Genomic DNA, 22827 nt, shown 5'->3' with positions numbered 1-22827 from the left:
CTGCGGCGCATGGAGAGGGAGCCGGAGATCAACGACGTACGGCTCGGCATCGACGGCGTACTGGAGTTCTACGACGGCACGGCGTGGCTGCCGTACCCGGACGTGCCCGAGGACCACGGCCCCCCGAACGCGGTGAACCGCGAGGGGGAGACACGGTGACCTCGGCACCGGAACCGGGCGCGGAGAGCACCCAGGGCATCACACCCTTCGACGCGCTGCCCTCGCCCCTGGACGCCGTACCGGAGCTGCGGGCGGCGGCCCGCTGGATGATCGGCGCCTTCGGCGCGGTCGGCGCGGCACTCGTCGGCGGTGGCCCCCTGGTCGCCGTGGGCAAGGTGCACGGGCTCGGCGAGGCGCTGGTCGCCGGGGCCGCCCTGCTCGTCGCGCTGGCCGGGGTGAGCCTCGCCGTGTGGCAGGTCAGCCGGGTGCTGGTGCCCCCGCTGACCACGACGGCCACTCTCGCCTCCCCGGCGCTGCGCGGCCTGCGGCAGATGATCGACGCCGCCCCCGCCGACTTCTTCGGCGCCACGGCCACCGGCGTGGACGACCTGCTGCGCCACCGGATCGTCGCCGCGAAGGTCCAGCGCATGCTGGCCGCCGAGGCCGACCCCGCCCGGCGTGAGCTGCTCCGGCGGCACCTGGAGCGCGCCCGGGCCAATGTGGCGCGGACGGACCCGTTCGTACGCTGGCTGCTCGCCATGGCCCACGTCTGGCAGATCCGCGCCGCCCTGCACACGGCCCGTCGCTGGTGCCTGCTCGCGGTCCTGCTCGTCGCGGTGGGCGCCGTGGCCTTCCTCACGGTGACCGGCGGGGACTCGGCAGCGGGGGCCGCGGGGACGGTGGTGACGGGTGCCGGTGCCGTACGGCACCACGCCGCTTCCTGACGACCGGGACAGGGCGGGGTCAGCCTTCCCGGAGGCTGTCCAGGAAGGGCTCGATGGCGGCCCGCCACGCCTCCGGCTGGTCGTAGTGGACGAGGTGGCCGGCGTCGGCGACCTCCGCGTACTGGCCGCGCGGCAGCACGCGGACCATCTCCTGCGCCTCGGCGCGGCCCAGCTCGCCGTCGAGGCCGCGGACGACCAGGGTCGGGCAGCGCACCTGGGCCAGCTCCTCCCAGTGGGCGTCGTGGACCCAGGTCTCGCGGGACCTGAGCATCTGCGCCGGCTCGAAGACCGGCCGCCAGCCGTCCGGGGACTCGGCCATCACCTCGGCGTAGAACTCTCCCCGGGCCGGATTCGGGCGCTCCACCCATGGATCGTCCTCGCCGAACCACTTGCGTACGTCGGCGAGCGTGGCGAAGGGGACCGGCCAGGCACGGAACCACTCGGTCCAGGTGTGCTGCGTGGCGCCGCCGAGGGCGGAGGCCCGCATGTCGCAGATGATCAGGCCGCGGACCAGGTCGGGACGTTTGGCGGCGAGCTGCCAGGCGGTCAGCGCGCCCATGGCGTGGCCGATCAGGACGGCCGGGCCGAGCCCGAGCTGCTCCAGGGCGCACTCGACGTCCCCGACGTAGGCCTCCCGGGTGTAGGCCGCCTGCGGGGGCTTGTCGCTGCGGCCGTGGCCGCGCTGGTCGAGGGCGACGGCCCGGTGCCGGGCCGAGAGCCAGCGGGCCGTGGGGGCCCAGTGCGAGGCGCGGCCCATCAGCCCGTGCAGTAACAGCACGCCGGGCAGGTCACCCGCCCCGCACGAGGGGGCCGTGTCCCCCGGAGCCGTGGCGTCCGGGGCCGTCCCGTGCGTCCGGCTGCTCTTGGGAGGATCACCGAACTCCCAGGCGGCGAGGCGTACGCCGCCCGCGCCGGTCACGTCGATACGCCGCGCCATAGGTCCTGGCACCCCCCAAGCTTCGCTCGGACCGTCCGTCCCACCCGGGCCGGCCGGTCCTGTGCACCGTGTTCTGCCTGCCGTGCCGTGCCGTTTCTTCCGTGCCGTGTCCCCGCGCGCCTGCCGTGCCAGCCGTGTCCTGACGTGCTCGCCGTCGTGTCCAGCCACCGTGCTCACGGGCCGTTCGGCTTCAGGGCCGTTCGACCTGCGCAGAGTATCGAATGCTCATTCGAAAATGCCGTCCCGGTGGGCAACACCCCTCAATCGAGTGACACCACTGCGGGATTGATCGCCTCCGGCGAGGGGAGATCTTCATCGGGAGGCGGACCGCTCGGGGAAAACGGTCCGAGGGGATTGACCCTGGGAGCTCGGGGCTCCGGGTCAGTACAGGGGAGGACAGGCCCCGGCGCCACACGGCGCCGGGGCCCTCTCGATCTCTCCGGCACGTCCCTCCCCCTCTCCGACCGGGCGACATCGCTGTCAGGCCACGGCCAAGAGCCCCTTACGTCATATGCCTCACGGCACAGCCTTGCACGCGAAGCGTCCGGGCGCTGCTGTTCGGCTCACTGAATCCCGGAATCGACGGGATCGGCGCGGTGGCGGGAGATCGCCCTCGCAGAGACGGCGGGTGAAGGCTCGTGGACGCCCGCTCAGCGCTTGGCGACGAACACATGGGAGGCGACGTCCGACTCCAGCTCGGCCGCCTCGCCGCCGCTGCCCACCAGCACACCGCCCGCCGACTCCGTCACGCTCACCACCGAGCCGGGCTGCACACCCGCCCGGCGCAGCGTGTACATCAGCTGCGCGTCCGTCTGGATCGGCTCGCCGATACGGCGCACGACGACCGTCTTGCCCTCCAGGCCCGGGTCCAGGTCGGCGAGCGACACCATGCCCTCGTCCAGGAACGGGTGGGCGCCGTCCGTCTCGCCCAGCTCCTCCAGCCCCGGGATCGGGTTGCCGTACGGCGACTCGGTCGGGTGCCGCAGCAGCTCCAGCACGCGACGCTCGACGGCCTCGCTCATCACGTGCTCCCAGCGGCACGCCTCGGCGTGCACCTGCTCCCACTCCAGCCCGATCACGTCGACGAGCAGGCACTCCGCGAGCCGGTGCTTGCGCATCACGCGGGTGGCCAGCCGACGGCCCTCCTCGGTCAGCTCCAGATGCCGGTCGGCCGCCACGGACACCAGACCGTCGCGCTCCATCCGCGCCACCGTCTGGCTGACCGTCGGGCCGCTCTGGTCGAGCCGCTCGGCGATCCGGGCGCGCATCGGGACCACACCTTCCTCCTCCAGCTCGAGGATGGTGCGGAGATACATCTCCGTGGTGTCGATCAGTCCGGACATACGTGCCCCTTGATGAGATTGCCGGGAGGCCGACGGCCCACCGGCGCGTGCGCTGGCCCTGCGTTCAATTCTGACGCATACCACCGACAACCGTGCCTCGGCGCCCGAACCGGGGCCAGCGCGGCCCGCGAGGCCGTATTGACACCGCACTGGTCCAGACCGCACGGTGATCCGCGACGCAGCCACAGACGCCATACCGAAGGGGTCCCGCATGAGCGACCGCAAGCCGGCCGGCCAGTTCATCGACGCGGCGATCGACCTCCTGCGACGCGTCCGCGACGAGGAGGCCCACACCGTCGAGGCGGCCGGCACGCTGATCGCCGACACGGTGCGGGACGGCGGCCGGCTGTTCGCCTTCGGCGCCGGGCACTCCTCCCTCGCCGCCCAGGACGTCGTCTACCGCGCCGGCGGACTCGCCCTGATGAACCTGCTCGCCGTGCCCGGCGTCGTCGGCGTCGACGTGATGCCGGCCACGCTCGGCTCCGCCCTGGAGCGCGTCGACGGTCTCGCGAGCGCCGTACTGGACTCCTCGCCGCTCCGCGAGGGCGACACCCTGGTGATCATCTCCCTCTCCGGGCGCAACGCCCTGCCCGTGGAGATGGCCCTGAACGCGCGCGCCCTCGGTGTGCGGGTCATCGGCGTGACCTCGGTGGCGTACGCCACCGAGACCAAGTCCCGGCACGCCTCCGGCACCTTCCTCAAGGACCACTGCGACATCGTGCTGGACTCCAAGATCGCCGTCGGGGACGCGGAGCTCACGCTCGACACCGTCCCGGCGCCCTTCGCGCCCGCCTCCACGGTCGTCACCAGCGCCCTCCTCCAGGCCGTGATGGCCACCGCGGCCGCCACCCTCGCCGAACGCGGCATCGAACCGCCGCTGCTGCGCTCCGGCAACGTGGACGGCGGCCACGACTGGAACGGACGCGTACTGGAGCAGTACGCGGACCGGATCTTCTACCGGCGCTGAGCGGTCCCGGGACCGCACTACCGATTCCCCACCGCGGCGGCCAGATCCAGCGCCGCCGCGATGTGGGCCGCCACGTCCTCCGCGTACATCGCGTCGGACCGCTCGAACGCGCTGCGTCCCGAGCCCCGCAGGAACGTCACCACGCCCAGTGTCCGGCCCCGGCTGCGCAGCACCGCGCACAGGCCGTGCACCGTGTCCGCCGGCCACTGCCGGGCCGCGGCCCAGTCACGCATCTGCTCGGCCGGCACCGCCCGGGCCCCGGCGCCGGCCCGCACCGAGCCCACCCGCTCCACGCACTGCACCGCCGGGTGCCCCTCGCCGTAGCGCACCGGCATCCCGGCCGTCCCGGCGGGCAGGCTCGGCCCCGGCGCCCCGGACGGCGTGGCCGCTACCCGGACCAGCCGGACCGGCTCCGCCATGTCGGTGTCCGCCGCCGCCCCGCCCACGACCCGGTCGATCAGGGCGTGGTCGGCGAACCCGGCGAGCGCGAAGTCCAGGTGGACGACGGCCGCCTCCGCCGGGTCCTCGCACTCGGCCGCGGCACGCGCCGCCCGGTGCAGCTGGTTGGCCCGGAACCGCAGCAGCGCCGCCTCCTGCTCGCCCTGCTTCGACTCGGTGATGTCCTGGAAGAGCCAGCCGACGCCCAACGGCACCGGCTCCTCCGCCAGCGGCGACGCCAGCCGCACGAACCCGCTGCGCCAGCACCGGCGCCGCTCACCCTCCGGGCCCCGCACAGTCACCCACACCTCGGCGGGCGCGGGCGGCGTGCCCTCCGCCAGGACGTGCGTCAGCGCGTTCTCCAGCTCCTCGACGCCCTGGGCGAGCAGATCACCGAGCGGGCGGCCCAGTACGGACGTACGCCCGGCACCCAGCGCTCGCGCCGCGTGCGCGTTCACCACGGCGGGCCGCAGGTCCGCGTCCACCAGCACGACGCCCCAGCTCGCGTCCTCCAGCAGCGCCTCGCTCAGCGCGATGGACCGCTCCAGGTCGATCTGCGCGTGCACCTCGCTGAACGCGCAGTACACGCCCGCGGGTCTGCCATCGGGGCCGCGCACGGCCGCGGACTGGGTGCGCACCAGCACCCGCCCGCCGTCCTTGGTCAGCAGCGCGAACTCGTGCACCTGACGCCCGGGTGCCCGCATCGCGGACAGCAGCCGCTCCTCGACCTCCCCGGCGTCCGCCCGGCGCACGGCCCACCCGGCGAAGCCCTGCCGCCCCACGGCCTCGGCCGCGCTCCAGCCCAGGATGCGCTCCGCCTCGCGGTTCCAATGGGTGACGACACCGTCCGCGTCGAACGCGCACAGGGCCGCGTCCATCCCGTCGAGGAGCGCGGCCAACAGGTCCGCGCCGTCCCGCTCGGGCTGTTCCGGCTCGTCCGGCCCCAGCTCGTCGGTGGTCCCACTACGCCGGGAAGCACTCACCTGGACCCCCTGCAGGCTGCGTCCGCCGTACGGTACGCCGGTTCGCTCACTGGCCTTCATTCAACTCGAACGTGATGCAGCACACACCGAGTTCCCACAAGATTGCGGAAATCGTTGTACTGCGGAAACTCGGCATACGCCCCCGTCATGAGGGGTGCGGGACGAGCCGCGAAGCGCAACCCGCGACGGCCTCGATCCGCAGCCCCGTCCCCGTCCCCGGGCCGACGACGCCACGCCGCGCGCGGCTCCGGGGCCGCGGCGGCGAGGTCTCGGAAAATGGGTTGTTCTCCGGCAGACGGCTTCCTAGTGTGGGTGTCACTTCGGAGAGGAGGTGGTTCGGCAGATGTATGAATACCGGACGGAAGAGGTGGCTGCGGGCTAGCGGCCCGTCACCACATCCTGTGCGGTGCCGGGCCAGCGCGTGTCAGACGCGTGCGGCCGGCCCAATCCCAGGCAGTCACCCGACCCGCGAGTCGCCGGTACGTCCGGCCGGCTCCTCCACTGGAGGAACCTGACTCGCGGGTCGTCTGCGTTCCGCGACCGTGCGTGAGGGTCAGCCGGCGATGTCGGCGTAGCCCTCGATGTCGCGCGGGTCGCGGGAGCCGGGACCCACGTAGCGGGCGGAGGGGCGGACCAGGCGGCCGGTGCGCTTCTGTTCGAGGATGTGGGCCGACCAGCCGGCCGTGCGGGCGCAGGTGAACATCGAGGTGAACATGTGGGCCGGGACCTCGGCGAAGTCCAGCATGATGGCGGCCCAGAACTCGACGTTGGTGGCCAGGACCCGGTCGGGGCGGCGGGCGTGGAGCTCCGCCAGGGCGGCCTTCTCCAGGGCTTCGGCGACCTCGAAGCGGGGGGCGCCCAGTTCGCGGGCGGTACGGCGCAGGACACGGGCGCGGGGGTCCTCGGCCCGGTAGACGCGGTGGCCGAAGCCCATGAGGCGCTCGCCGGCGTCGAGGGTCTTCCTGACGTAGGCCTCGGCGTCGCCGGTGCGCTCGATCTCCTCGATCATGTGCAGGACGCGGGAGGGGGCGCCGCCGTGCAGCGGGCCGGACATGGCGCCCACGGCGCCGGAGAGGGACGCCGCCACGTCCGCGCCGGTGGAGGCGATGACGCGGGCGGTGAAGGTGGACGCGTTCATGCCGTGTTCGGCGGCCGAGGTCCAGTAGGCGTCGACCGCGGCGACGTGCTTGGGGTCGGGCTCGCCGCGCCAGCGGATCATGAAGCGTTCGGTGATCGAGTTCGCCTTGTCGATCTCGCGCTGCGGGACCATGGGCCGGCCCTGCCCGCGGGCCGACTGGGCGACGTAGGACAGGGCCATGACGGCGGCGCGGGCGAGGTCGGCGCGGGCCTGCTCGGCGTCGATGTCCAGGAGGGGTTTGAGGCCCCAGACCGGCGCGAGCATGGCGAGCGCCGACTGCACGTCGACGCGGATGTCACCGGAGTGGACGGGGATGGGGAAGGGTTCGGCGGGCGGCAGGCCGGGGTTGAAGGCGCCGTCGACGAGCAGGCCCCAGACGTTGCCGAAGGAGACGTGCCCGACGAGGTCCTCGATGTCCACGCCGCGGTAGCGGAGGGCGCCGCCCTCCTTGTCGGGTTCGGCGATCTCCGTTTCGAACGCGACGACTCCCTCGAGCCCGGGTACGAAGTCGGACATCAGGCGGCTCCTCGTGATCGTGATGTGTGGCGACCTGTGCGGAGGCGGTGCGGTCGCCCCCGGGACCCTTCGAGTCCCTTGGATCCACGGTCGTGTCGTCGACTCGCGGTCCTGGCGGTCACCCCTGTGATGCCCCGTTCGGCCGACAGTCATCCAACCGGATCGGGAGCAAGCACGATATCCCCGAGTGCCACGCTTGGGGAGGGGTTGCGGCACTCAGTGCCAGGGGGTGACGAAGGACACGGAGGCATCGGCGCGGATACGGCAGGATGGCCGCGTGACCGACCGTGATGCCGTTCCGTCCGGCCCCGCCGTCCCTTTCGATCTCGCCGCGATGCGCAAGCAGTACCGGGCCGAGGGTCTCCTGGAGGCCGAGCTCGCCGCCACCCCGGTCGAGCAGTTCGCCCGCTGGTTCCGGCAGGCCGCGACGGAGGGCGGGCTGTTCGAGCCGAACGCCGTGGTCGTCTCCACGGTGGACGCACAGGGCCGGCCCAGCTCCCGCACGGTGCTGCTGAAGCACTTCGACGAGCGGGGGTTCGTCTTCTACACCAACTACGACTCCCGCAAGGCGCGCGAGCTGGGCGGGAACCCGCACGTCTCGCTGCTGTTCCCCTGGCATCCGATGGCCCGGCAGGTGATCGTGACGGGCGTCGCGCGGCGTACCGGGCGGGACGAGACCGCCGCGTACTTCCGGACCCGGCCGCACGGCTCCCAGCTGGGTGCCTGGGCCAGCGCCCAGTCCACGGTGGTGGCCGGCCGGAGCTCCCTGGACGCCGCGTACGCCGAGCTGGCGGCGCGCTATCCGGCGGGCGAGCAGGTGCCGGTGCCGCCGCACTGGGGCGGGTTCCGGGTGGTGCCGCGGACGGTGGAGTTCTGGCAGGGGCGGGAGAACCGGCTGCACGACCGGCTGCGGTACGTGGCGGACGCGGACACCGACGGGGGCTGGCGGGTGGAGCGGCTCAGCCCGTGACGGTCGTCGACGGCGTCACGGCGGACGCCGGAGCGCCCCGGCCTCGGTCCAGCGCCGCGTCCAGCAGCCGCGCCCACTGCTCGACCACCCGTTCACGGCGGCCCGCGTCGTCCGTGAGGAGGTTGGCCAGGCCCAGGCCGCGGGCCATGTCCAGGAGTCCCTGGACGGTTTCGCGGGCACCGGGGCGGCTCTCGTCGGCGCCGAGGAGGTCGACGGCGATGCGGTGCGTCTCGCGGCCGACGCGGGCCTCCAGCTCGGTCACCCGGCCGCGCAGCTGCTCCTCGTCGGACGCGGCCACCCACAGGTGGAGGGCGGCACGGAACAGCGGACCGGTGTAGAGGTCGACCAGGGCGGACACCACGGCCCGGCGCTCGCCGGCCGCCGCGCCCTCGGGGAACAGGGTGCGCAGCGCGACGGACCGTTCCTCCGCCACGTACTCCACGGCCGCCGTGAAGAGGTCCTCGCGGGTCGGGAAGTGGTGCTGGGCGGCGCCGCGGGAGACTCCGGCGTGTTCGGCGACGACGGAGACCGTGGAGCCCGCCCAGCCGCGTTCGGCGAGGCAGGACACGGCGGCTTCGAGGAGCCGCCGCCGGGTGGCCCGGCTGCGGTCCTGCTTGGGAACGCGCTCCGCGCGGTCGGCCGTGTTCACGGCGCCGCTCACACCACCCATGGGGGATCCCGTCGTTCGAGGAAGGCCGTCATCCCCTCGCGGGCCTGCGGGGAGGCGAACAGCCGGGCCGAGAGTGCCGTCAGGTCGGCCGCGTCCCGGTCGAAGGCTTCCAGCACCCTAGCCGTGAGCAGCCGTTTCGTCTCGGCCAGGCCCTGCGGTGAGGCACGGCGCACACCGTCCAGTACGGGTTCGAGTACGGCGTCCACGTCGTCGCCCGCCGCCGTGACCAGGCCGATCCGGGCGGCCTCGGCGGCGCCGAGGCGTTCGCCGGTGAGGCAGTAGCGGGCGAGGGCGCGGGGGTCGGTGCGGGGCAGGAGGGGCAGGGAGATGACGGCGGGGGCCACGCCGACGCGGACCTCGGTGAAGGCGAACGTCGACGCGGTGGACGCGCCCGCGATGTCGCAGGCGGCGAGCAGGCCGAGGCCGCCCGCGCGGACGTGCCCGGCGACGCGGGCGACGACCGGTTTGGGCAGCTCGGTGATCTGCCGGAGCAGGCCGGCCAGGGCGTCCGGGCGGGGCGGGTCGCGCAGGTCGGCGCCGGCGCTGAAGGTGTTGCCGGTGTGGGTGAGGACGACCGCGCGGACGCCGGTGTCCTCGCCGGCGTCGGTGAGGGCTCCGGCGAGGTCGGTGACGAGGGCGGCCGAGAGGGCGTTGCGGTGGTGCGGGGAGTCGAGGGTGAGGGTCTCGACGCCCCGGTCCCGGGCGCGGCGGACGAGGCTCATGAACGGCCCCGCAGTTCCCGGCGGAGGATCTTGCCGCTGGCCGCCCTGGGCACGCCGTCGACGAAGGTGACCCGGCGGACGCGTTTGTAGGGGGCGACGCGTTCGGCGACGTACGTCATGACCTCGCCCGCCGGGAGGCCGGGCGCGGCCGGTTGGCGTACGACGAAGGCGTGCGGCACTTCGTTGCCGTCGTCGTCGTAGGCGCCGACGACGGCCGCGTCGGCGATGCCGGGGTGGGTGAGCAGGAGGGCCTCCAGTTCGGCGGGGGCCACCTGGAAGCCCTTGTACTTGATCAGCTCCTTGACGCGGTCGACGACGAACAGCCAGCCCCGACCGTCGACGTGCCCGACGTCCCCGGTGTGCAGCCACCCGTCCTCATCGATGATGGCGGCGGTGGCGTCGGGACGGCCGAGGTAGCCCTTCATGACCTGGGGCCCGCGGATGAGTATCTCGCCGGACTCGCCGGCGGGGAGGTCCTTGCCGGGGTCGGTGAGGGAGACGACGCGCATCTCGGTGCCGGCGATGAGCTTGCCGACGGTGCCGGGCGGCGCGTCGTTCATGGCGTCCAGGGGGACGACGTGGGTGCCCGGGGACAGTTCCGTCATGCCGTACGCCTGGCCGACGGGCGGCAGGCCGAGCCGCCGGGAGCAGGCGGCGGCGAGCTTCGCGTCCAGGGGGGCGGCGGCGCTGACGACGTACTTCAGGGACGAGAGGTCGTAGTCGGCGACCAGGGGGTGCTTGGCGAGGGCGAGGACGATCGGCGGGGCGACGTAGAGGCCGGTGATGCGGTGGTTCTGGATGGCCGCGAGGAACTGCTCCAGGTCGAAGCGGGGCAGCACGACGACGGTGGCGCCGAGCCGCAGCGGGGCGTTCATGAGGGCGGTCAGGCCGTAGATGTGGAAGAAGGGCAGTATCGCCAGGACGCGGTCGCCCGGGGCGGCCGGCATCAGTGGTTCGAGCTGGGCGAGGTTGGTGGCGATCTGCCGGTGGGTGAGCATGACGCCCTTGGGGGTGCCGGTGGTGCCGGAGGAGTACGGCAGGGCGGCGACGTCCTCGGCCGGGTCGACGGCGACGGACGGTTCGGGTGCGGTGGACGCCAGCATGTCGATGAGCGAGCGGTGGCCGGGCGCGCTGTCGCAGACGAGGATCTCCTGGACGCCGCCCGCGAGTTCGGCGGCCCGGCGGGCGGTGGCCAGCAGCGGTGAGACGGTGACGATCCAGCGGGCCCGCGAGTCGCCGAGCTGCCTCGCGAACTCCTCCGCCGTGGCGAGCGGGTGCACCGTGGTGACCGAGGCACCCGCGCGCGTGGCGGCGTAGAAGGCCAGCGGGAAGGCGACGGTGTTGGGGCTGTGCAGGGCGAGGACGTCGCCCTTGCGTACGCCGGCCTCGGCGAGGGCGGCGGCGACGCGCCGGTGGAACCGGTCCACCTGCTCGTAGGTGAGGGTGGTGCCGTCGGTACCGTCGATCAGCGCCGGGGTGTTCCCGTGGGCGGCGGCGCGGCCGAGCACCGCGTCGTGGATGGGCAGGTCGACGGGCGGGACGTCTGCGTACTCGCTGCGGAACACGGTTCCTCCAGGACGGCCGGGAGAGGCTAGTACGACTTGGGCAGGCCCAGGGTCTGGTGGGAGACGTAGTTGAGGATCATCTCCCGGCTCACCGGGGCGATACGGGCCACGCGCGACGCCGTGATCAGCGAGGCCAGCCCGAACTCACGGGTGAGGCCGTTGCCGCCGAGGGTGTGCACGGCCTGGTCGACAGCCCTCACGCAGGCCTCCCCCGCCGCGTACTTGGCCATGTTGGCGGCCTCGCCGGCGCCCATGTCGTCCCCGGCGTCGTACAGACGCGCCGCCTTCTGCGTCATCAGGCGGGCCAGTTCCAGGTCGATGTGGGCCTGCGCGAGGGGGTGGGCGATGGCCTGGTGGGCGCCGATGGGGGTCTTCCAGACGGTGCGCTCGCGGGCGTAGTCGAGGGCGCGGGAGAGCGCGTAGCGGCCCATGCCGATGCCGAAGGCCGCCGTCATGATGCGCTCGGGGTTGAGTCCGGCGAAGAGCTGGAGGAGGCCCGCGTCCTCGTCACCGACCAACGCGTCGGCGGGCAGCCGTACGTCGTCGAGGGTCAGCTCGAACTGCTTCTCGACGGCGTTCAGTTCCATGTCGATCTGCCGGCGCTCGAAGCCGGGGGTGTCGCGGGGGACGATGAACAGGCAGGGCTTGAGCCTGCCGGTGCGGCCCTCTTCAGTGGACACGGTCTCGGTGCGGCCGACGACGAGGGTGGCGTCGGAGATGTCGACGCCGCTGATGAAGACCTTGCGGCCGGTGAGGACCCAGTCGCCGCCGTCGCGGCGCGCGGTGGTGGTGATGCGGTGGCTGTTGGAGCCGGCGTCGGGCTCGGTGATGCCGAAGGACATCATGCGGGTGCCGTCGGCGAGGGCGGGGAGCCAGTCCCGTTTCTGGGCCTCGGTGCCGAAGCGGGAGATGACGGTGCCGCAGATCGCCGGGGAGACGATCATCATCAGCAGGGGGTTGCCGGCGGCGCCCATCTCTTCGAGGACGAGGGAGAGTTCGGTGATGCCTCCGCCGCCGCCGCCGTACGCCTCCGGCAGGTTGACGCCGATGTAGCCGAGCTTGGCGGCTTCCTGCCAGAAGTTTTTGCTGTCGGTGCCGAGGGTGCGGGGGTGGTTTCTGGCGAAGGTGGAGACCGCTTTACGGAGGGACTTGTGCTCGTCGGATTCGATTACGGGGGTCATGCGGCTCCTTCGTCAGCGGGTCTCGTCGTGGCTTGTCGCGCAGTTCCCCGCGCCCCTAAGTGCCTTGGACCACCGCCAGTAGAGAACCCACCGTGACCTGTTGTCCCGGGGTGGCGTTCAGGGCCGTCAGCACTCCCGTGGCCGGGGCGGTGATCCGGTGTTCCATCTTCATCGCCTCCAGCCACAGGAGGGGCTGGCCGGCCTGGACCGTCGTCCCCTCCGTGAGGCCCTCCGCGACGCGGACGACCGTGCCCGGCATGGGGGCGAGGAGGGAGCCCGGGGCGTGCTGGGCGGTGGGGTCGGGGAAGCGGGGCAGGGCGGTGAGGCGGGTGGCGTCGACGTGGATCTGGTCGCCGTACGCGGCCACCTCGAACCTGCGCCGTACGCCGTCCGCCTCCAGCAGGACCACGCGTGCGTCGGCGTGGACGACGCGTACGCCGTCGGCGGTGAGACCGGTGCGGGTGTGGTGGTAGCGGACCTCGAGTTCATCGCCCGCCATGGCGTAGCGCTTGACCTGGGGCTGCGAGGGCAGGTTGCGCCAGGCACCGCCGAAGCGGGAGCGGCCGTGGGCGTCGGCGAGGGCGGCGGCCAGCGGGGCCAGGGGGTCGGCCGTCGCACCGCCGGTGAGGGCGGCGAGGTGACGGTCGTAGAAGCCGGTGTCCATGCGGGCGGAGGTGAACTCCTCGTGGCGCAGGGAGCGGACGAGCAGGTCCCGGTTGGTGACCGGGCCGTGGATCGCGGCCCGCTCCAGGGCGCCGGCGAGGCGGCGGACGGCCTCCGCGCGGGTGGGCGCGTGGGCGACGGCCTTGGCGAGCATCGGGTCGTAGTGGACGCCGATGTCGTCGCCGTCGGTGTAGCCGGTGTCGAGGCGGATGCCGTCGGGCACGGTGAGGCGGTGCAGGCGGCCGGTCTGCGGGGCCCAGTCGTTCGCCGGGTCCTCGGCGTACAGGCGGGCCTCGACGGCGTGTCCACGCGCGCGCGGGGGGTCGGTTCCGAGGGCGTGGCCTTCGGCGATACGGAGCTGGAGGGCGACGAGGTCGATGCCGAAGAGCGCCTCCGTGACCGGGTGTTCGACCTGGAGGCGGGTGTTCATCTCCAGGAAGTGCGCCTTGCCGTCCGCGACGAGGAACTCGACGGTGCCGGCGCCGGCGTAGTCGACGGCGCGGGCGGCGCGTACGGCGAGACCGTGGAGTTCGCCGGTGAGTTCCGGCGTCAGGCCCGGTGCGGGGGCCTCCTCGATCACCTTCTGGTGGCGGCGCTGGAGGGAGCAGTCCCGGGTACCGAGCGCCCACACCGTGCCGTGGGTGTCGGCGAGGATCTGCACCTCGACGTGGCGGCCGTTCTCGACGTAGGGCTCCACGAACACCTCCCCGTCGCCGAAGGCGCTCGCCGCCTCCGCGCGGGCGGCGGTCAGTGCGGCCTCGAGGTCGGCGAGGCGGCGTACGACGCGCATGCCGCGTCCACCACCGCCCGCCGCCGCCTTCGCCAGGACGGGCAGGTCCGCCTCGGTGACCCGGCCGAGGGGCGCCACGCCCATCAGTTCCCTGGCGCGTGTCTTGGACGCCATCGCCTCGATGGCCCGGGGCGGCGGCCCGATCCAGGTCAGGCCCGCGTCGGCGACGGCGCGGGCGAAGCCGGCGTTCTCGGAGAGGAAGCCGTAGCCGGGGTGGACGGCGTCGGCGCCGGCGGCGACGGCGGCCTTCACGATCAGGTCGCCGCGCAGGTAGGTGTCGGCGGAGGCCGTGCCCGGCAGCCGTACCGCCGCGTCGGCCACGCGCGCGTGCAGGGCGGACTCGTCGGCGTCCGAGTGCACGGCGACCGTCCGGATTCCCGACTCACGGCAGGTGCGGAAGATCCGGCAGGCGATCTCGCCCCGGTTGGCGACGAGGACGGTGCTGATCACGGTGCCTCCCTCGCTGGTCGCAGGGCTTCCCTCGCTGGTCACAGTGGTCCCCTCACATCCGGAAGACGCCGAAGCCGCCGCGCACGCCCTCGTAGGGCGCGGTGTGGATGGCGGACAGGCACAGGCCGAGCACGGTGCGGGTGTCGCGCGGGTCGATGACACCGTCGTCGTAGAGGCGTCCGGACAGGAACATGGGCAGCGACTCGGACTCGATCTGCTGCTCCACCATGGCGCGCAGCGCCGCGTCGCCCTCGTCGTCGTACGGCACTCCCTTCGCGGCGGCCGACTGGCGGGCGACGATGGAGAGCACGCCGGCGAGCTGCTGCGGGCCCATGACGGCGGACTTGGCGCTGGGCCAGGCGAAGAGGAAGCGGGGGTCGTAGGCCCTGCCGCACATGCCGTAGTGGCCGGCGCCGTAGGAGGCGCCGAGGAGGACGGAGAGGTGGGGCACGCGGCTGTTGCTGACCGCGTTGATCATCATCGCGCCGTGCTTGATGATGCCGCCCTGCTCGTACTCCCTGCCGACCATGTAGCCGGTGGTGTTGTGCAGGAAGAGGAGCGGGATGTCGCGCTGGTTGGCGAGCTGGATGAACTGGGCGGCCTTCTGCGACTCCTCGCTGAACAGGACCCCCCGGGCGTTGGCCAGGATGCCCACCGGGTAGCCGTGCAGGGCCGCCCACCCGGTCGTCAGGCTCGTCCCGTACAGCGGCTTGAACTCGTCGAAGTCGGAGGCGTCGACGATCCGGGCGATCACCTCGCGCGGGTCGAAGGGGGCCTTGAGGTCTCCGGGGACGATGCCGAGGAGCTCCTCCGGGTCGTACTTCGGCGGCTCGGCGGGGCCCGGGTCGGGGTGCGCCTTGCGGTGGTTGAGGCGGGCGACGACGCGGCGGGCCTGCCGGAGCGCGTCCGGCTCGTCCACGGCGAAGTGGTCGGCGAGGCCGGAGGTGCGGGCGTGCATCTCGGCGCCGCCCAGCGACTCGTCGTCGCTCTCCTCGCCGGTGGCCATCTTCACCAGCGGCGGCCCGCCGAGGAACACCTTCGCGCGCTCTTTGACCATGATCACGTGGTCGGACATGCCGGGGATGTACGCGCCCCCGGCGGTCGAGTTGCCGAAGACGACGGCGACGGTGGGGACACCGGCCGCCGACAGCCGGGTGAGGTCCCGGAAGACCGCGCCGCCGGGGATGAAGATCTCCTTCTGCGACGGCAGGTCGGCGCCGCCGGACTCGACCAGGCTGACGCAGGGCAGCCGGTTGGCGAGGGCGATGTCGTTGGCGCGCAGGGCCTTCTTCAGCGACCAGGGGTTGCTGGCGCCGCCGCGCACGGTCGGGTCGTTGGCGGTGATCAGGCACTCGACGCCCTCGACGACGCCGATACCGGTGACGAGGGAACCGCCGACCGCGTATTCGCTGCCCCAGGCGGCCAGCGGTGACAGTTCCAGGAAGGGCGTGTCGGGGTCGAGGAGCAGTTCGACGCGCTCGCGGGCGAGGAGCTTGCCGCGTTTCCGGTGCCGGGCGACGTACTTGTCGCCGCCGCCCGCGAGCGCCTTGGCGTGTTCGGCGTCGAGGTCGGCGAGTCTGGCGAGCATGGCCTCGCGGCCCGCCCGGTGGTCGGGGGCGGTGGGGTCGAGGGCGGAGGCGAGGACGGTCACAGCAGAACCTCCGGGATGTCCACGTGCCGGGCGCGCAGCCATTCGCCGAGCGCCTTGGCCTGCGGGTCGAAGCGGTGCCGGGCGGCGACGCCCTCGCCGAGGATGTCCTCGACGACGAAGTTGACGGCGCGCAGTCCGGGGAGCGGGTGCCGGGTGACGGGCAGGTCGCGGGCCTCGGGGATCAGTTCCCGGAACCGGTCGGTGGTCAGTTCGTGGGCGAGCCAGCGCCAGGCGTCGTCGGTCCGGACCCAGACGCCGACGTTGGCGTCCCCGCCCTTGTCGCCGCTGCGGGCGCCTGCGACGAGGCCGAGGGGGGCGCGGCGGACGGGGCCGGGCGGGAGGGGTCGCGGCAGGGGCGGTTCCGGTACGTCCGCCAGTACGGCGGTGTCCTGGGCCGGTGCCACGGGAACCCGGCGCCCGTCGTGGAGGACGGCCACGTGGTCCACGGCGTCCCGCGGGACACGGGCGTCCTCGAACACGCCGTAGGGGGCGCCCTTGCCCGGAGGGGCCAGCACGTGGAAGCCGGGGTAGCTGGACAGCGCCAGTTCGACGGCGGCCGCGCTCAGTACCCGGCCGGCCTTCTCCTGCTCGGGGTCGCGCACGACGAGCCGCAGCAGGGCGCTCGCCGTCTCCTCGGTGGAGGCGTCGGCCCGGTCGGTCCGGACCAGATCCCAGCTCACCTCGGCCGGACGTGACCCGGACGCGGCGAAGAAGTCGCGCATCTGCTGTCGTACCAGCGCCGCCTTGGACGGGATCTCCAGGCCGGTGAGGACGAAGACGACCTCGTTGCGGAAGCCGCCCAGGCGGTTGACCCCGACCTTGAGCTCCGGGGGCGGGGCCTCGCCCCGGACGCCGTCGATCCGCACCCGGTCGGGGCCGTCGTGCGTGAGCCGTACGGTGTCCAGGCGGGCCGTGGTGTCCGGTCCCGCGTACCGCGCCCCGGCCGTCTCGTACAGGAGCTGGGCGGTCACGGTGCCGACGTCGACGAGGCCGCCGGTGCCGGGGTGCTTGGTGACGACGCTGCTGCCGTCCTCGTGGAGTTCGGCGAGGGGGAAGCCGGGCCGCGGGGCGCCGCCCTCGCCGAAGAACGCGTAGTTCCCGCCGGTCGCCTGCGCCCCGCACTCCAGCACGTGCCCGGCGACGACCGCGCCCGCCAGCCGGTCGTACTCCGTCGGCGCCCAGCCGAAGTGCGCGGCGGCGGGCCCGGTGACCAGGGCCGCGTCGGTGACCCGCCCGGTGACGACCACGTCGGCGCCCGCGCGCAGGCACTCGGCGATGCCGAACCCGCCGAGGTAGGCGTGCGCGGCCAGCGCTCCCGGGTGGGCGGCGGTGAGGTCGTCGCCCTCGACGTGCGCGACCCGTACGGGGATGCCCAGGCGGTCGGCGAGGGTGCGTACGGCGTCGGCGAGTCCGGCGGGGTTGAGCCCGCCGGCGTTGCTGACGATCTTCACGCCCCGGTCGTGGGCGAGGCCGAGGCACTCCTCCAGTTGCCGCAGGAAGGTGCGGGCGTACCCGGCACCGGGGTCCTTCAGCCGGTCGCGGCCCAGGATCAGCATGGTCAGCTCGGCGAGGTAGTCGCCGGTGAGGACGTCCAGCGGGCCGCCGGTGAGCATCTCGCGCATGGCGTCGAAGCGGTCGCCGTAGAAGCCGGAGGCGTTGCCGACGCGGAGCACGCTCACTGAACGGTTCCCTTCGACGGGCGTCCGGTCCCCGGCGGGCGTCCGGTCCCCGACGGGCGTCCGGCTCCCGGCGGCCCGGCGAAGGCCTGGGCGATGTCCAGCCAGCGGTCGGCGTCCGGGCCCTCGGCGGTGAGGGCGAGGCCGGCGCGGTGGGCGCGCTGGGTGGCGAGGAGGCAGAAGTCGAGGGCGGGGCCGGTGACGCGTTGCGCCGCGTCCTCGGGGCCGTACGCCCACACGTCGCCGCCGGGGCCGGTGAGTTCGACGCGGAACGGCTCGGCGGGCGGGGTGAGGCCGTGTGCGGCGTAGGCGAAGTCCCGGGCGCGGACGCCGATGCGGGCGACGTGCCTCAGACGGCCGGTGGGCGGGCGCGTCACCCCGAGGGTGTCGGCGATGTCGAGGCCGTGGGCCCAGGTCTCCATCAGGCGGGCGGTGGCCATGGAGGCGGCGGCCATGGGCGGGCCGTACCAGGGGAAACGGGCGCCGGGGGCCGACTCGCGCAGCGCCTTGTCGAGGGCGGCGCGGCCTTCCCGCCAGGTGGCCAGCAGCTCGGCGGGGGGCCGCCGGGCGCCTTCGTCGGCGCCGTCGTCGACGTACCGGTCGGGTGCGGCGAGGGCCTGCTCCACCAGAGCGCGGAAGCCGTCCTCGTCGGTGACGGCCAGCAGGGCGGACCGGTCGGTCCAGGCCAGGTGCGCGATCTGGTGGGCGACCGTCCAGCGGGGCGCCGGGGTGGCGAGGCGCCACTGGCCGGGACTCAGCCGGGCGACCAGCGCGTCGAGTTCCTCGCTCTCCTCGCGCAGGTCGTCGATCACGGGCGTCGGGTCGGACACGGTCGCTCCCCTCGGGCACGGCGGCGGCGCGGTGTGGGGAGGAGCATGGCAGGGGCACCATAAACAATCAAGCATGCTTGCATGATTTTAGGACGAGTGACGGGGTGGGCGCCTCGGGTCCTTGGGGCCTTGGGGCCGCACGGAAAAAGCGTGAACATTTCGAGGGAAATGTTCACGCTCCGCTCAGTTGAGCAGGGGGCAGGTCACCGTGCGACGGCCTCCGGCTCCGGCAACGGACGCTTCGCCCGCCTCCCCCGCCCCACCTGGGTCCGCACCGCGCCCATGCTGGCCGCGATGACCAGGGCGATGGCCGCGGACTGGGTGGCGGACAGGGCCTGGTCGAGGATGAGGAAGCCGGCCGCGGCGGCGATGGCGGGTTCCAGGCTCATGAGGATGGCGAAGGTGGGCGCGGGCAGGCGGCGCAGGGCGAGGAGTTCCAGGGTGTAGGGCAGGACGGAGGAGAGCAGGGCGACCCCGGCACCCAGCGCGAGCGTGGACGGTTCGATGAGCTTGCCGCCCGACTCGGCGATGCCCAGCGGCAGGAACAGCACCGCGCCGACCGCCATCGCCAGGGCCAGCCCGTCGGCCTGCGGGAAGCGGCGGCCCGTGCGCGCGCTGAAGACGATGTACGCCGCCCACATCACCCCCGCCGCCAGGGCGAAGGCGGCACCCACCGGGTCGAGGCTCTCGAAGCCGCCGCCCCCGAGGAGGAAGACGCCGGCCAGGGCGAGCGCCGCCCAAACCAGGTTGACCGCGCGGCGGGAGGCGAAGACGGACAGGGCGAGCGGGCCGAGCACCTCCAGGGTGACGGCGGGGCCGAGGGGGATGCGGTCGACGGCCTGGTAGAAGAGGCCGTTCATGCCGGCCATGGCGACGCCGAAGACGACGACCGTGCTCCAGTCGGCCCGGGAGTAGCCGCGCAGCCGGGGGCGGCAGATCAGGAGCATGACGACGGCGGCCACCGCCAGCCGCAGCGTCACGACGCCGAGCGCACCGGCCCGGGGCATGAGGCTCACGGCCAGCGCGGCGCCGAACTGCACGGAGAGGCCACCGGCGAGGACCAGCCCGACCGGCCCCAGGGAGCCCCGGCCGCCGGGGGCGTCGGGCGGGGCGGACGTGGCCCCCGGGCCGCCCGCGAGTGCGGCGGCGGCCGGGGTGGGCGGGGTGGCGGCGCTGGGGCTGGTCACGGGGCCTTCCTGGGACTCGGTGCGGAGAACGAAACCTCTGCCGGGCATCGCGTAACGCGAGTCGCGCAGAGCGAACCACGCGTAACGAATCGCGCATCGCGCATCGCCGACCGGTCCAGGGTAATGACCTCCGGACAGGACCATGCAATGCCTACGCACCTGACGATGAGTCCCCCACCCCGCCCGGGTCAACTCCGTCCGCCGTTCCGTCCGTCATACGGACCGAGCCCAGAAGCCTTTGAAGTCGGCCACGGCAGAGCGGGAGGCGAGAGGGCGGGAGCGGACAGGAGGAGGGCCAGGAGGGACGCGAGGAGCGCGAGGAGCGCTACGGACGTCCCATGTCCACGACGTACTTCCCGCGCACGCCTCCCGCCTCGAGCCCGCGGTGCGCCTCGGCGACGCCGTCCATCGGCAGGACGGCGTGGATCACGGGACGGACGTCCCCCCTCTCGGCGGAGCGGGTCAGTTCCGCCATGCGCTCCGCCGAGGGGTTGTTGCTGAAGAGCTTGATCCGCCGGGGCCGAAGGACAGCCCGTACCCCCGTACCGAGCATGGACAGGACGATGCGGTCCGGGTCGAAGGCGAGGGCGACCATGCGCCCCCGCCGGTCCAGCCGGGCCTGGTAGGCGCCGAGGTGGGTGCCCACCACGTCGACGACGACGTCGAAGCGACCGAGGTCCTCCGGCCGGGTCGTACGGTAGTCCAGGGCCGTGTCGGCACCCAGTTCCCTGATCCAGTCGAGGTTCCGGGCGCCGGCGAGGGCGGTGACGTGGGCACCGAGCGCCTTGCCGAACTGCACGGCGACACTGCCGACGCCCCCGGTGGCGCCCCGGACCAGGAGCCGCTCCCCCGGGGCGAGGCGTGCCTTGTCCGTCAGCGCGGTCAGCGCGGTGGTTCCCGATACCGGAAGGGCGGCGGCCTCCAGCAGGCTCAGGTTCCCCGGGGCCGTGGCGAGCCGCTCCTCGGGGACGGCGACGTAGTCGGCGATGGCGCCGAAGGTGAAGTGCGGCATGACTCCCCACACCCCCTCTCCCACCTGCCGGCCGCGTACCCCGGAACCCACCGCCGCGACGCGGCCGGCGAAGTCGCCGCCCACGCCACGGGGGAACGGGGCGCGGGTCATCGCACGCATCCTGCCCGCACGGAAGGCGGTCTCCCCCGCGTCCACACTGGCCGCGTGCACCTCGACCAGCACCTCTCCCGGCCCCGGACGCGGCGTGGGCACCTCGGCGACGCGCAGCACCTCGGGTGGGCCGAAACGGTCGTACTGGACGGCACGCATGCGGTTCTCCTGACTCTCTGCACTCGCCACCCCGCTAAACGGGGTGGCCCCCCACTTATGCCCGCTACGATAACCGGAGAGGCACCCCGATTGGCAATCATGGAGGTCATGGTGGTCGGCAGTACGACGCGACGCCCCTTGCGCGCGGACGCCCGGCGCAACTACGAACGCATCGTCGCCGCCGCCGAGGAAGCGTTCACCACCCATGGCGCCAGCGCCTCCCTCGAAGAGATCGCCCGCCGGGCGGGAGTGGGCTCGGCGACCCTGCACCGGCACTTCCCCTCCCGGCGCTCGCTGCTGGAGGTCGTCTTCCGCGACCGCGTCGAAGCGCTCTGCTCGCGGGCCCGGGAGCATGCCCGGGACAGCGATCCGGGCACCGCGCTCTTCTCCTGGCTACGGGACTTCAACGCGTACGCGGCCGCCAGCCGCGGCCTGGTCGGGTCGTTGCTGCGCGACAGCCCGGACGCCGACCTGCTGACGGACGACGACGGCTGCGCGGCGATGATCACCACCGCGGCGGACGAACTGCTCCAGCGGGCCCGGCGGGCAGGCACGGTGCGTGCCGGTGTCCGCGCCGAGGACCTGCTCGCGCTGGTCAGCGCGATCTCCCTCGTCACGGAGGAGGACGACGACGGATCGCAGGCGGGCCGGCTGCTGGACATCGCGATCGCGGGTGTGCGCTCCTGAGCGGGGGACGGCCGGCCGGACCGGGCCCCGAGGCGGGTACCGTCCCCGTGTCGAATGCCGTTACCCGCCCCACCACACCTCCCGAGGTCCCGTGCGACGACTCCTTGCCCGCGTCTGGCGGCTCCTGCGTCCCTTCCAGAGCCGCGTCATGTGGTTCCTCAACGCCAAGTTCGTCGTCGGCGTGACCGGCGTCGTGCGCGACGACGAGGGGCGGGTGCTGATGCTGAAGCACCGGATGTGGCCGCCGGGCCGCCAGTGGGGCCTGCCGAGCGGCTTCGCGCACAAGGGCGAGGACTTCCGGGAGACCGTGGTCCGCGAGGTCAGGGAGGAGACCGGGCTCGACGTGGAGGTGGGCCGCCTGGTGATGATGAACAGCGGTTTCCGCACCCGCCTCGAAGTGGCCTACGAGGCCCGCCTGCTGGGCGGCGAGCTGCGCGTCGACCCCTTCGAGATCCTGGAGGCCCGCTGGTGCCGCCCGGACGGCCTCCCCGAGGGCGTGCAGCCGGTGTGCGGTCCGCTCGTACGGGGTGAGACGGCGCTCTGAGATTCCCGCGCGGACGGTGTCGAGAAGGCGCGCTCCCGATCGACGTGAGGGTGAAGGCAGTACGCCCACACACCCCACGACCGCAGGAGCGCCCTCATGACCGTGACCGCTGACATGGCCATCACACTCGACGGCTACGTCGCCGGTCCGAACGTCACCCTCGACAACCCGGGCGGCGACGGCGCCGGGCCGGTCTTCGAGTGGATCCACACCCTGGCGAGCCGGCGGGAGCGCCAGGGCATGACCGGCGGGGACGAGAACCGCGACCCGGAGCTGGTCCGGGAGTGGTTCGACGCGACCGGAGCGGTGGTCATGGGCCGGATGATGTACGACACGGGCGAGGAGTTCTGGGGCGACAACCCGACCTTCCGCACCCCCGTCTTCGTCCTCACCGACCGCCCCCGCCCCACCTTGGTCAAGGAGGGCGCCACCACCTTCACCTTCGTCACCGACGGCGTCCACAGCGCCCCGGAGCAGGCGAAGGTCGCCGCCGGGGACGGGAACGTGGACATCGGCGGCGGGGCGAGCACCGTGCGGCAGTACCTCGCGGCGGGGCTCGTCGACGAACTCCAGCTGCACGTGGTGCCCGCGCTCCTCGGCGACGGGCTGCGGCTCTTCGAGGGTCCGGGCGCGGGACCACGCGGCCTCAGGCAGCTCAGGGTCGTCGAGACACCGTCGGCCACACACCTGAAGTACCGCTTCGAGAAGTGACCCCGGCAGGACGGGCGTACGGTCGAAGCCGACGGTCGAAGC

The 22827-nt window shown here is 73.4% G+C and carries 21 protein-coding genes; 7 read left to right on the top strand and 14 right to left on the bottom strand.

What is annotated here, in order from left to right; all coding sequences use genetic code 11:
• Window positions 1–9 precede the first annotated feature (9 nt).
• Together ACH4NX_RS16145 and ACH4NX_RS16140 are read left to right on the top strand one after the other, a co-directional pair.
• Window positions 10–159, top strand: coding sequence for a hypothetical protein (locus tag ACH4NX_RS16145; RefSeq protein WP_351389217.1), 150 nt, complete (start codon window positions 10–12; stop codon window positions 157–159).
• Window positions 156–884 (top strand): hypothetical protein, encoded by a 729-nt coding sequence (locus ACH4NX_RS16140; protein WP_398127560.1) that lies wholly within the window; start codon window positions 156–158, stop codon window positions 882–884. The genes ACH4NX_RS16145 and ACH4NX_RS16140 overlap by 4 nt, the downstream gene beginning before the upstream one ends.
• Before the next feature lie 19 nt (window positions 885–903).
• Here the strand turns inward: ACH4NX_RS16140 and ACH4NX_RS16135 are convergent, their stop codons facing one another.
• Window positions 904–1821, bottom strand: a complete 918-nt coding sequence (locus ACH4NX_RS16135) for an alpha/beta fold hydrolase (RefSeq protein WP_398127559.1) — start codon at window positions 1819–1821, stop codon at window positions 904–906.
• 650 nt (window positions 1822–2471) lie between these two features.
• A complete protein-coding gene (locus tag ACH4NX_RS16130; RefSeq protein ID WP_351389225.1) occupies window positions 2472–3164 on the bottom strand; it encodes a metal-dependent transcriptional regulator in 693 nt (230 codons plus the stop codon).
• Window positions 3165–3375: 211 nt separating this feature from the next.
• On the opposite strand from ACH4NX_RS16130, the gene ACH4NX_RS16125 reads away from it, so the two are divergent.
• On the top strand, window positions 3376–4131 hold the full coding sequence (locus tag ACH4NX_RS16125) for an SIS domain-containing protein (RefSeq protein ID WP_351389228.1): 756 nt from the start codon (window positions 3376–3378) through the stop codon (window positions 4129–4131).
• Window positions 4132–4148: 17 nt separating this feature from the next.
• On the opposite strand, the gene ACH4NX_RS16120 is transcribed toward ACH4NX_RS16125, so the two are convergent.
• A complete protein-coding gene (locus tag ACH4NX_RS16120; protein WP_351389231.1) occupies window positions 4149–5612 on the bottom strand; it encodes a PAS domain-containing protein in 1464 nt (487 codons plus the stop codon).
• A 493-nt stretch (window positions 5613–6105) separates the two neighbouring features.
• Window positions 6106–7206, bottom strand: a complete 1101-nt coding sequence (locus tag ACH4NX_RS16115) for a citrate synthase 2 (protein WP_351389232.1) — start codon at window positions 7204–7206, stop codon at window positions 6106–6108.
• A gap of 277 nt (window positions 7207–7483) precedes the next feature.
• On the opposite strand from ACH4NX_RS16115, the gene pdxH reads away from it, so the two are divergent.
• Complete coding sequence (gene pdxH, locus ACH4NX_RS16110; protein ID WP_351389234.1) at window positions 7484–8176, top strand: pyridoxamine 5'-phosphate oxidase; 693 nt, start codon at window positions 7484–7486, stop codon at window positions 8174–8176.
• On the opposite strand, the gene ACH4NX_RS16105 is transcribed toward pdxH, so the two are convergent.
• The 10 genes from ACH4NX_RS16105 to ACH4NX_RS16060 all read right to left on the bottom strand — a co-directional run bounded on the left by ACH4NX_RS16105 (window position 8166) and on the right by ACH4NX_RS16060 (window position 20843).
• Window positions 8166–8846, bottom strand: a complete 681-nt coding sequence (locus ACH4NX_RS16105) for a TetR/AcrR family transcriptional regulator (RefSeq protein ID WP_351389237.1) — start codon at window positions 8844–8846, stop codon at window positions 8166–8168. The genes pdxH and ACH4NX_RS16105 overlap by 11 nt on opposite strands.
• Window positions 8834–9568 (bottom strand): enoyl-CoA hydratase family protein, encoded by a 735-nt coding sequence (locus tag ACH4NX_RS16100; protein ID WP_398127558.1) that lies wholly within the window; start codon window positions 9566–9568, stop codon window positions 8834–8836. The genes ACH4NX_RS16105 and ACH4NX_RS16100 overlap by 13 nt, the downstream gene beginning before the upstream one ends.
• On the bottom strand, window positions 9565–11133 hold the full coding sequence (locus ACH4NX_RS16095) for a 4-coumarate--CoA ligase family protein (protein WP_351389242.1): 1569 nt from the start codon (window positions 11131–11133) through the stop codon (window positions 9565–9567). The genes ACH4NX_RS16100 and ACH4NX_RS16095 overlap by 4 nt, the downstream gene beginning before the upstream one ends.
• Window positions 11134–11159: 26 nt before the next feature.
• Window positions 11160–12314: an acyl-CoA dehydrogenase family protein gene (locus ACH4NX_RS16090; protein WP_351389245.1), complete on the bottom strand. Its 1155-nt coding sequence runs from the start codon at window positions 12312–12314 to the stop codon at window positions 11160–11162.
• Window positions 12315–12369: 55 nt separating this feature from the next.
• The gene (locus tag ACH4NX_RS16085) at window positions 12370–14217 is read right to left on the bottom strand and encodes an acetyl/propionyl/methylcrotonyl-CoA carboxylase subunit alpha (RefSeq protein WP_398127557.1); all 1848 of its coding nucleotides are present in this window, start codon (window positions 14215–14217) and stop codon (window positions 12370–12372) included.
• Window positions 14218–14269: 52 nt separating this feature from the next.
• Window positions 14270–15868, bottom strand: coding sequence for an acyl-CoA carboxylase subunit beta (locus tag ACH4NX_RS16080; protein WP_398127556.1), 1599 nt, complete (start codon window positions 15866–15868; stop codon window positions 14270–14272).
• Window positions 15865–17547, bottom strand: a complete 1683-nt coding sequence (locus ACH4NX_RS16075; RefSeq protein ID WP_398127555.1) for an acyclic terpene utilization AtuA family protein — start codon at window positions 17545–17547, stop codon at window positions 15865–15867. Before ACH4NX_RS16075 ends, ACH4NX_RS16080 begins: the two co-directional genes overlap by 4 nt.
• On the bottom strand, window positions 17544–18374 hold the full coding sequence (locus ACH4NX_RS16070) for a TIGR03084 family metal-binding protein (RefSeq protein WP_398127554.1): 831 nt from the start codon (window positions 18372–18374) through the stop codon (window positions 17544–17546). Before ACH4NX_RS16070 ends, ACH4NX_RS16075 begins: the two co-directional genes overlap by 4 nt.
• A 203-nt stretch (window positions 18375–18577) precedes the next feature.
• Complete coding sequence (locus ACH4NX_RS16065) at window positions 18578–19561, bottom strand: EamA family transporter (protein ID WP_398127553.1); 984 nt, start codon at window positions 19559–19561, stop codon at window positions 18578–18580.
• Between the two features lie 325 nt (window positions 19562–19886).
• On the bottom strand, window positions 19887–20843 hold the full coding sequence (locus ACH4NX_RS16060) for an NAD(P)-dependent alcohol dehydrogenase (RefSeq protein WP_351389261.1): 957 nt from the start codon (window positions 20841–20843) through the stop codon (window positions 19887–19889).
• A gap of 108 nt (window positions 20844–20951) precedes the next feature.
• Here ACH4NX_RS16060 and ACH4NX_RS16055 point away from each other — a divergent pair, with 108 nt between their 5' ends.
• From ACH4NX_RS16055 to ACH4NX_RS16045, 3 genes are all read left to right on the top strand, one after another.
• Window positions 20952–21530 (top strand): helix-turn-helix domain-containing protein, encoded by a 579-nt coding sequence (locus ACH4NX_RS16055; RefSeq protein WP_351389264.1) that lies wholly within the window; start codon window positions 20952–20954, stop codon window positions 21528–21530.
• A gap of 91 nt (window positions 21531–21621) precedes the next feature.
• On the top strand, window positions 21622–22074 hold the full coding sequence (locus tag ACH4NX_RS16050) for an NUDIX domain-containing protein (protein WP_351389267.1): 453 nt from the start codon (window positions 21622–21624) through the stop codon (window positions 22072–22074).
• A gap of 96 nt (window positions 22075–22170) precedes the next feature.
• Complete coding sequence (locus ACH4NX_RS16045) at window positions 22171–22785, top strand: dihydrofolate reductase family protein (protein WP_398127552.1); 615 nt, start codon at window positions 22171–22173, stop codon at window positions 22783–22785.
• The last annotated feature ends 42 nt before the right edge of the window (window positions 22786–22827 follow it).

The organism is Streptomyces sp. NPDC017225 (assembly GCF_044331465.1).
In the GTDB taxonomy this organism is placed as follows: Bacteria; Actinomycetota; Actinomycetes; order Streptomycetales; family Streptomycetaceae; genus Streptomyces.
The sequence above is the reverse complement of the archived record's forward strand: the minus strand, read 5'-3'. Positions and strand labels throughout refer to the sequence as shown.

Bases quoted from the DNA above. Each gene is read 5' to 3' on its own strand.
- ACH4NX_RS16060 (WP_351389261.1), bottom strand. From the start codon at position 20,843: ATGCGTGCCGTCCAGTACGACCGTTTCGGCCCACCCGAGGTGCTGCGC.
- ACH4NX_RS16045 (WP_398127552.1), top strand. From the start codon at position 22,171: ATGACCGTGACCGCTGACATGGCCATCACACTCGACGGCTACGTCGCC.
- ACH4NX_RS16120 (WP_351389231.1), bottom strand. From the start codon at position 5,612: ATGAAGGCCAGTGAGCGAACCGGCGTACCGTACGGCGGACGCAGCCTG.
- ACH4NX_RS16090 (WP_351389245.1), bottom strand. From the start codon at position 12,314: ATGACCCCCGTAATCGAATCCGACGAGCACAAGTCCCTCCGTAAAGCG.
- ACH4NX_RS16100 (WP_398127558.1), bottom strand. From the start codon at position 9,568: ATGAGCCTCGTCCGCCGCGCCCGGGACCGGGGCGTCGAGACCCTCACC.
- ACH4NX_RS16145 (WP_351389217.1), top strand. From the start codon at position 10: ATGGAGAGGGAGCCGGAGATCAACGACGTACGGCTCGGCATCGACGGC.
- ACH4NX_RS16135 (WP_398127559.1), bottom strand. From the start codon at position 1,821: ATGGCGCGGCGTATCGACGTGACCGGCGCGGGCGGCGTACGCCTCGCC.
- ACH4NX_RS16055 (WP_351389264.1), top strand. From the start codon at position 20,952: ATGGTGGTCGGCAGTACGACGCGACGCCCCTTGCGCGCGGACGCCCGG.
- ACH4NX_RS16130 (WP_351389225.1), bottom strand. From the start codon at position 3,164: ATGTCCGGACTGATCGACACCACGGAGATGTATCTCCGCACCATCCTC.
- ACH4NX_RS16125 (WP_351389228.1), top strand. From the start codon at position 3,376: ATGAGCGACCGCAAGCCGGCCGGCCAGTTCATCGACGCGGCGATCGAC.
- ACH4NX_RS16115 (WP_351389232.1), bottom strand. From the start codon at position 7,206: ATGTCCGACTTCGTACCCGGGCTCGAGGGAGTCGTCGCGTTCGAAACG.
- ACH4NX_RS16105 (WP_351389237.1), bottom strand. From the start codon at position 8,846: ATGGGTGGTGTGAGCGGCGCCGTGAACACGGCCGACCGCGCGGAGCGC.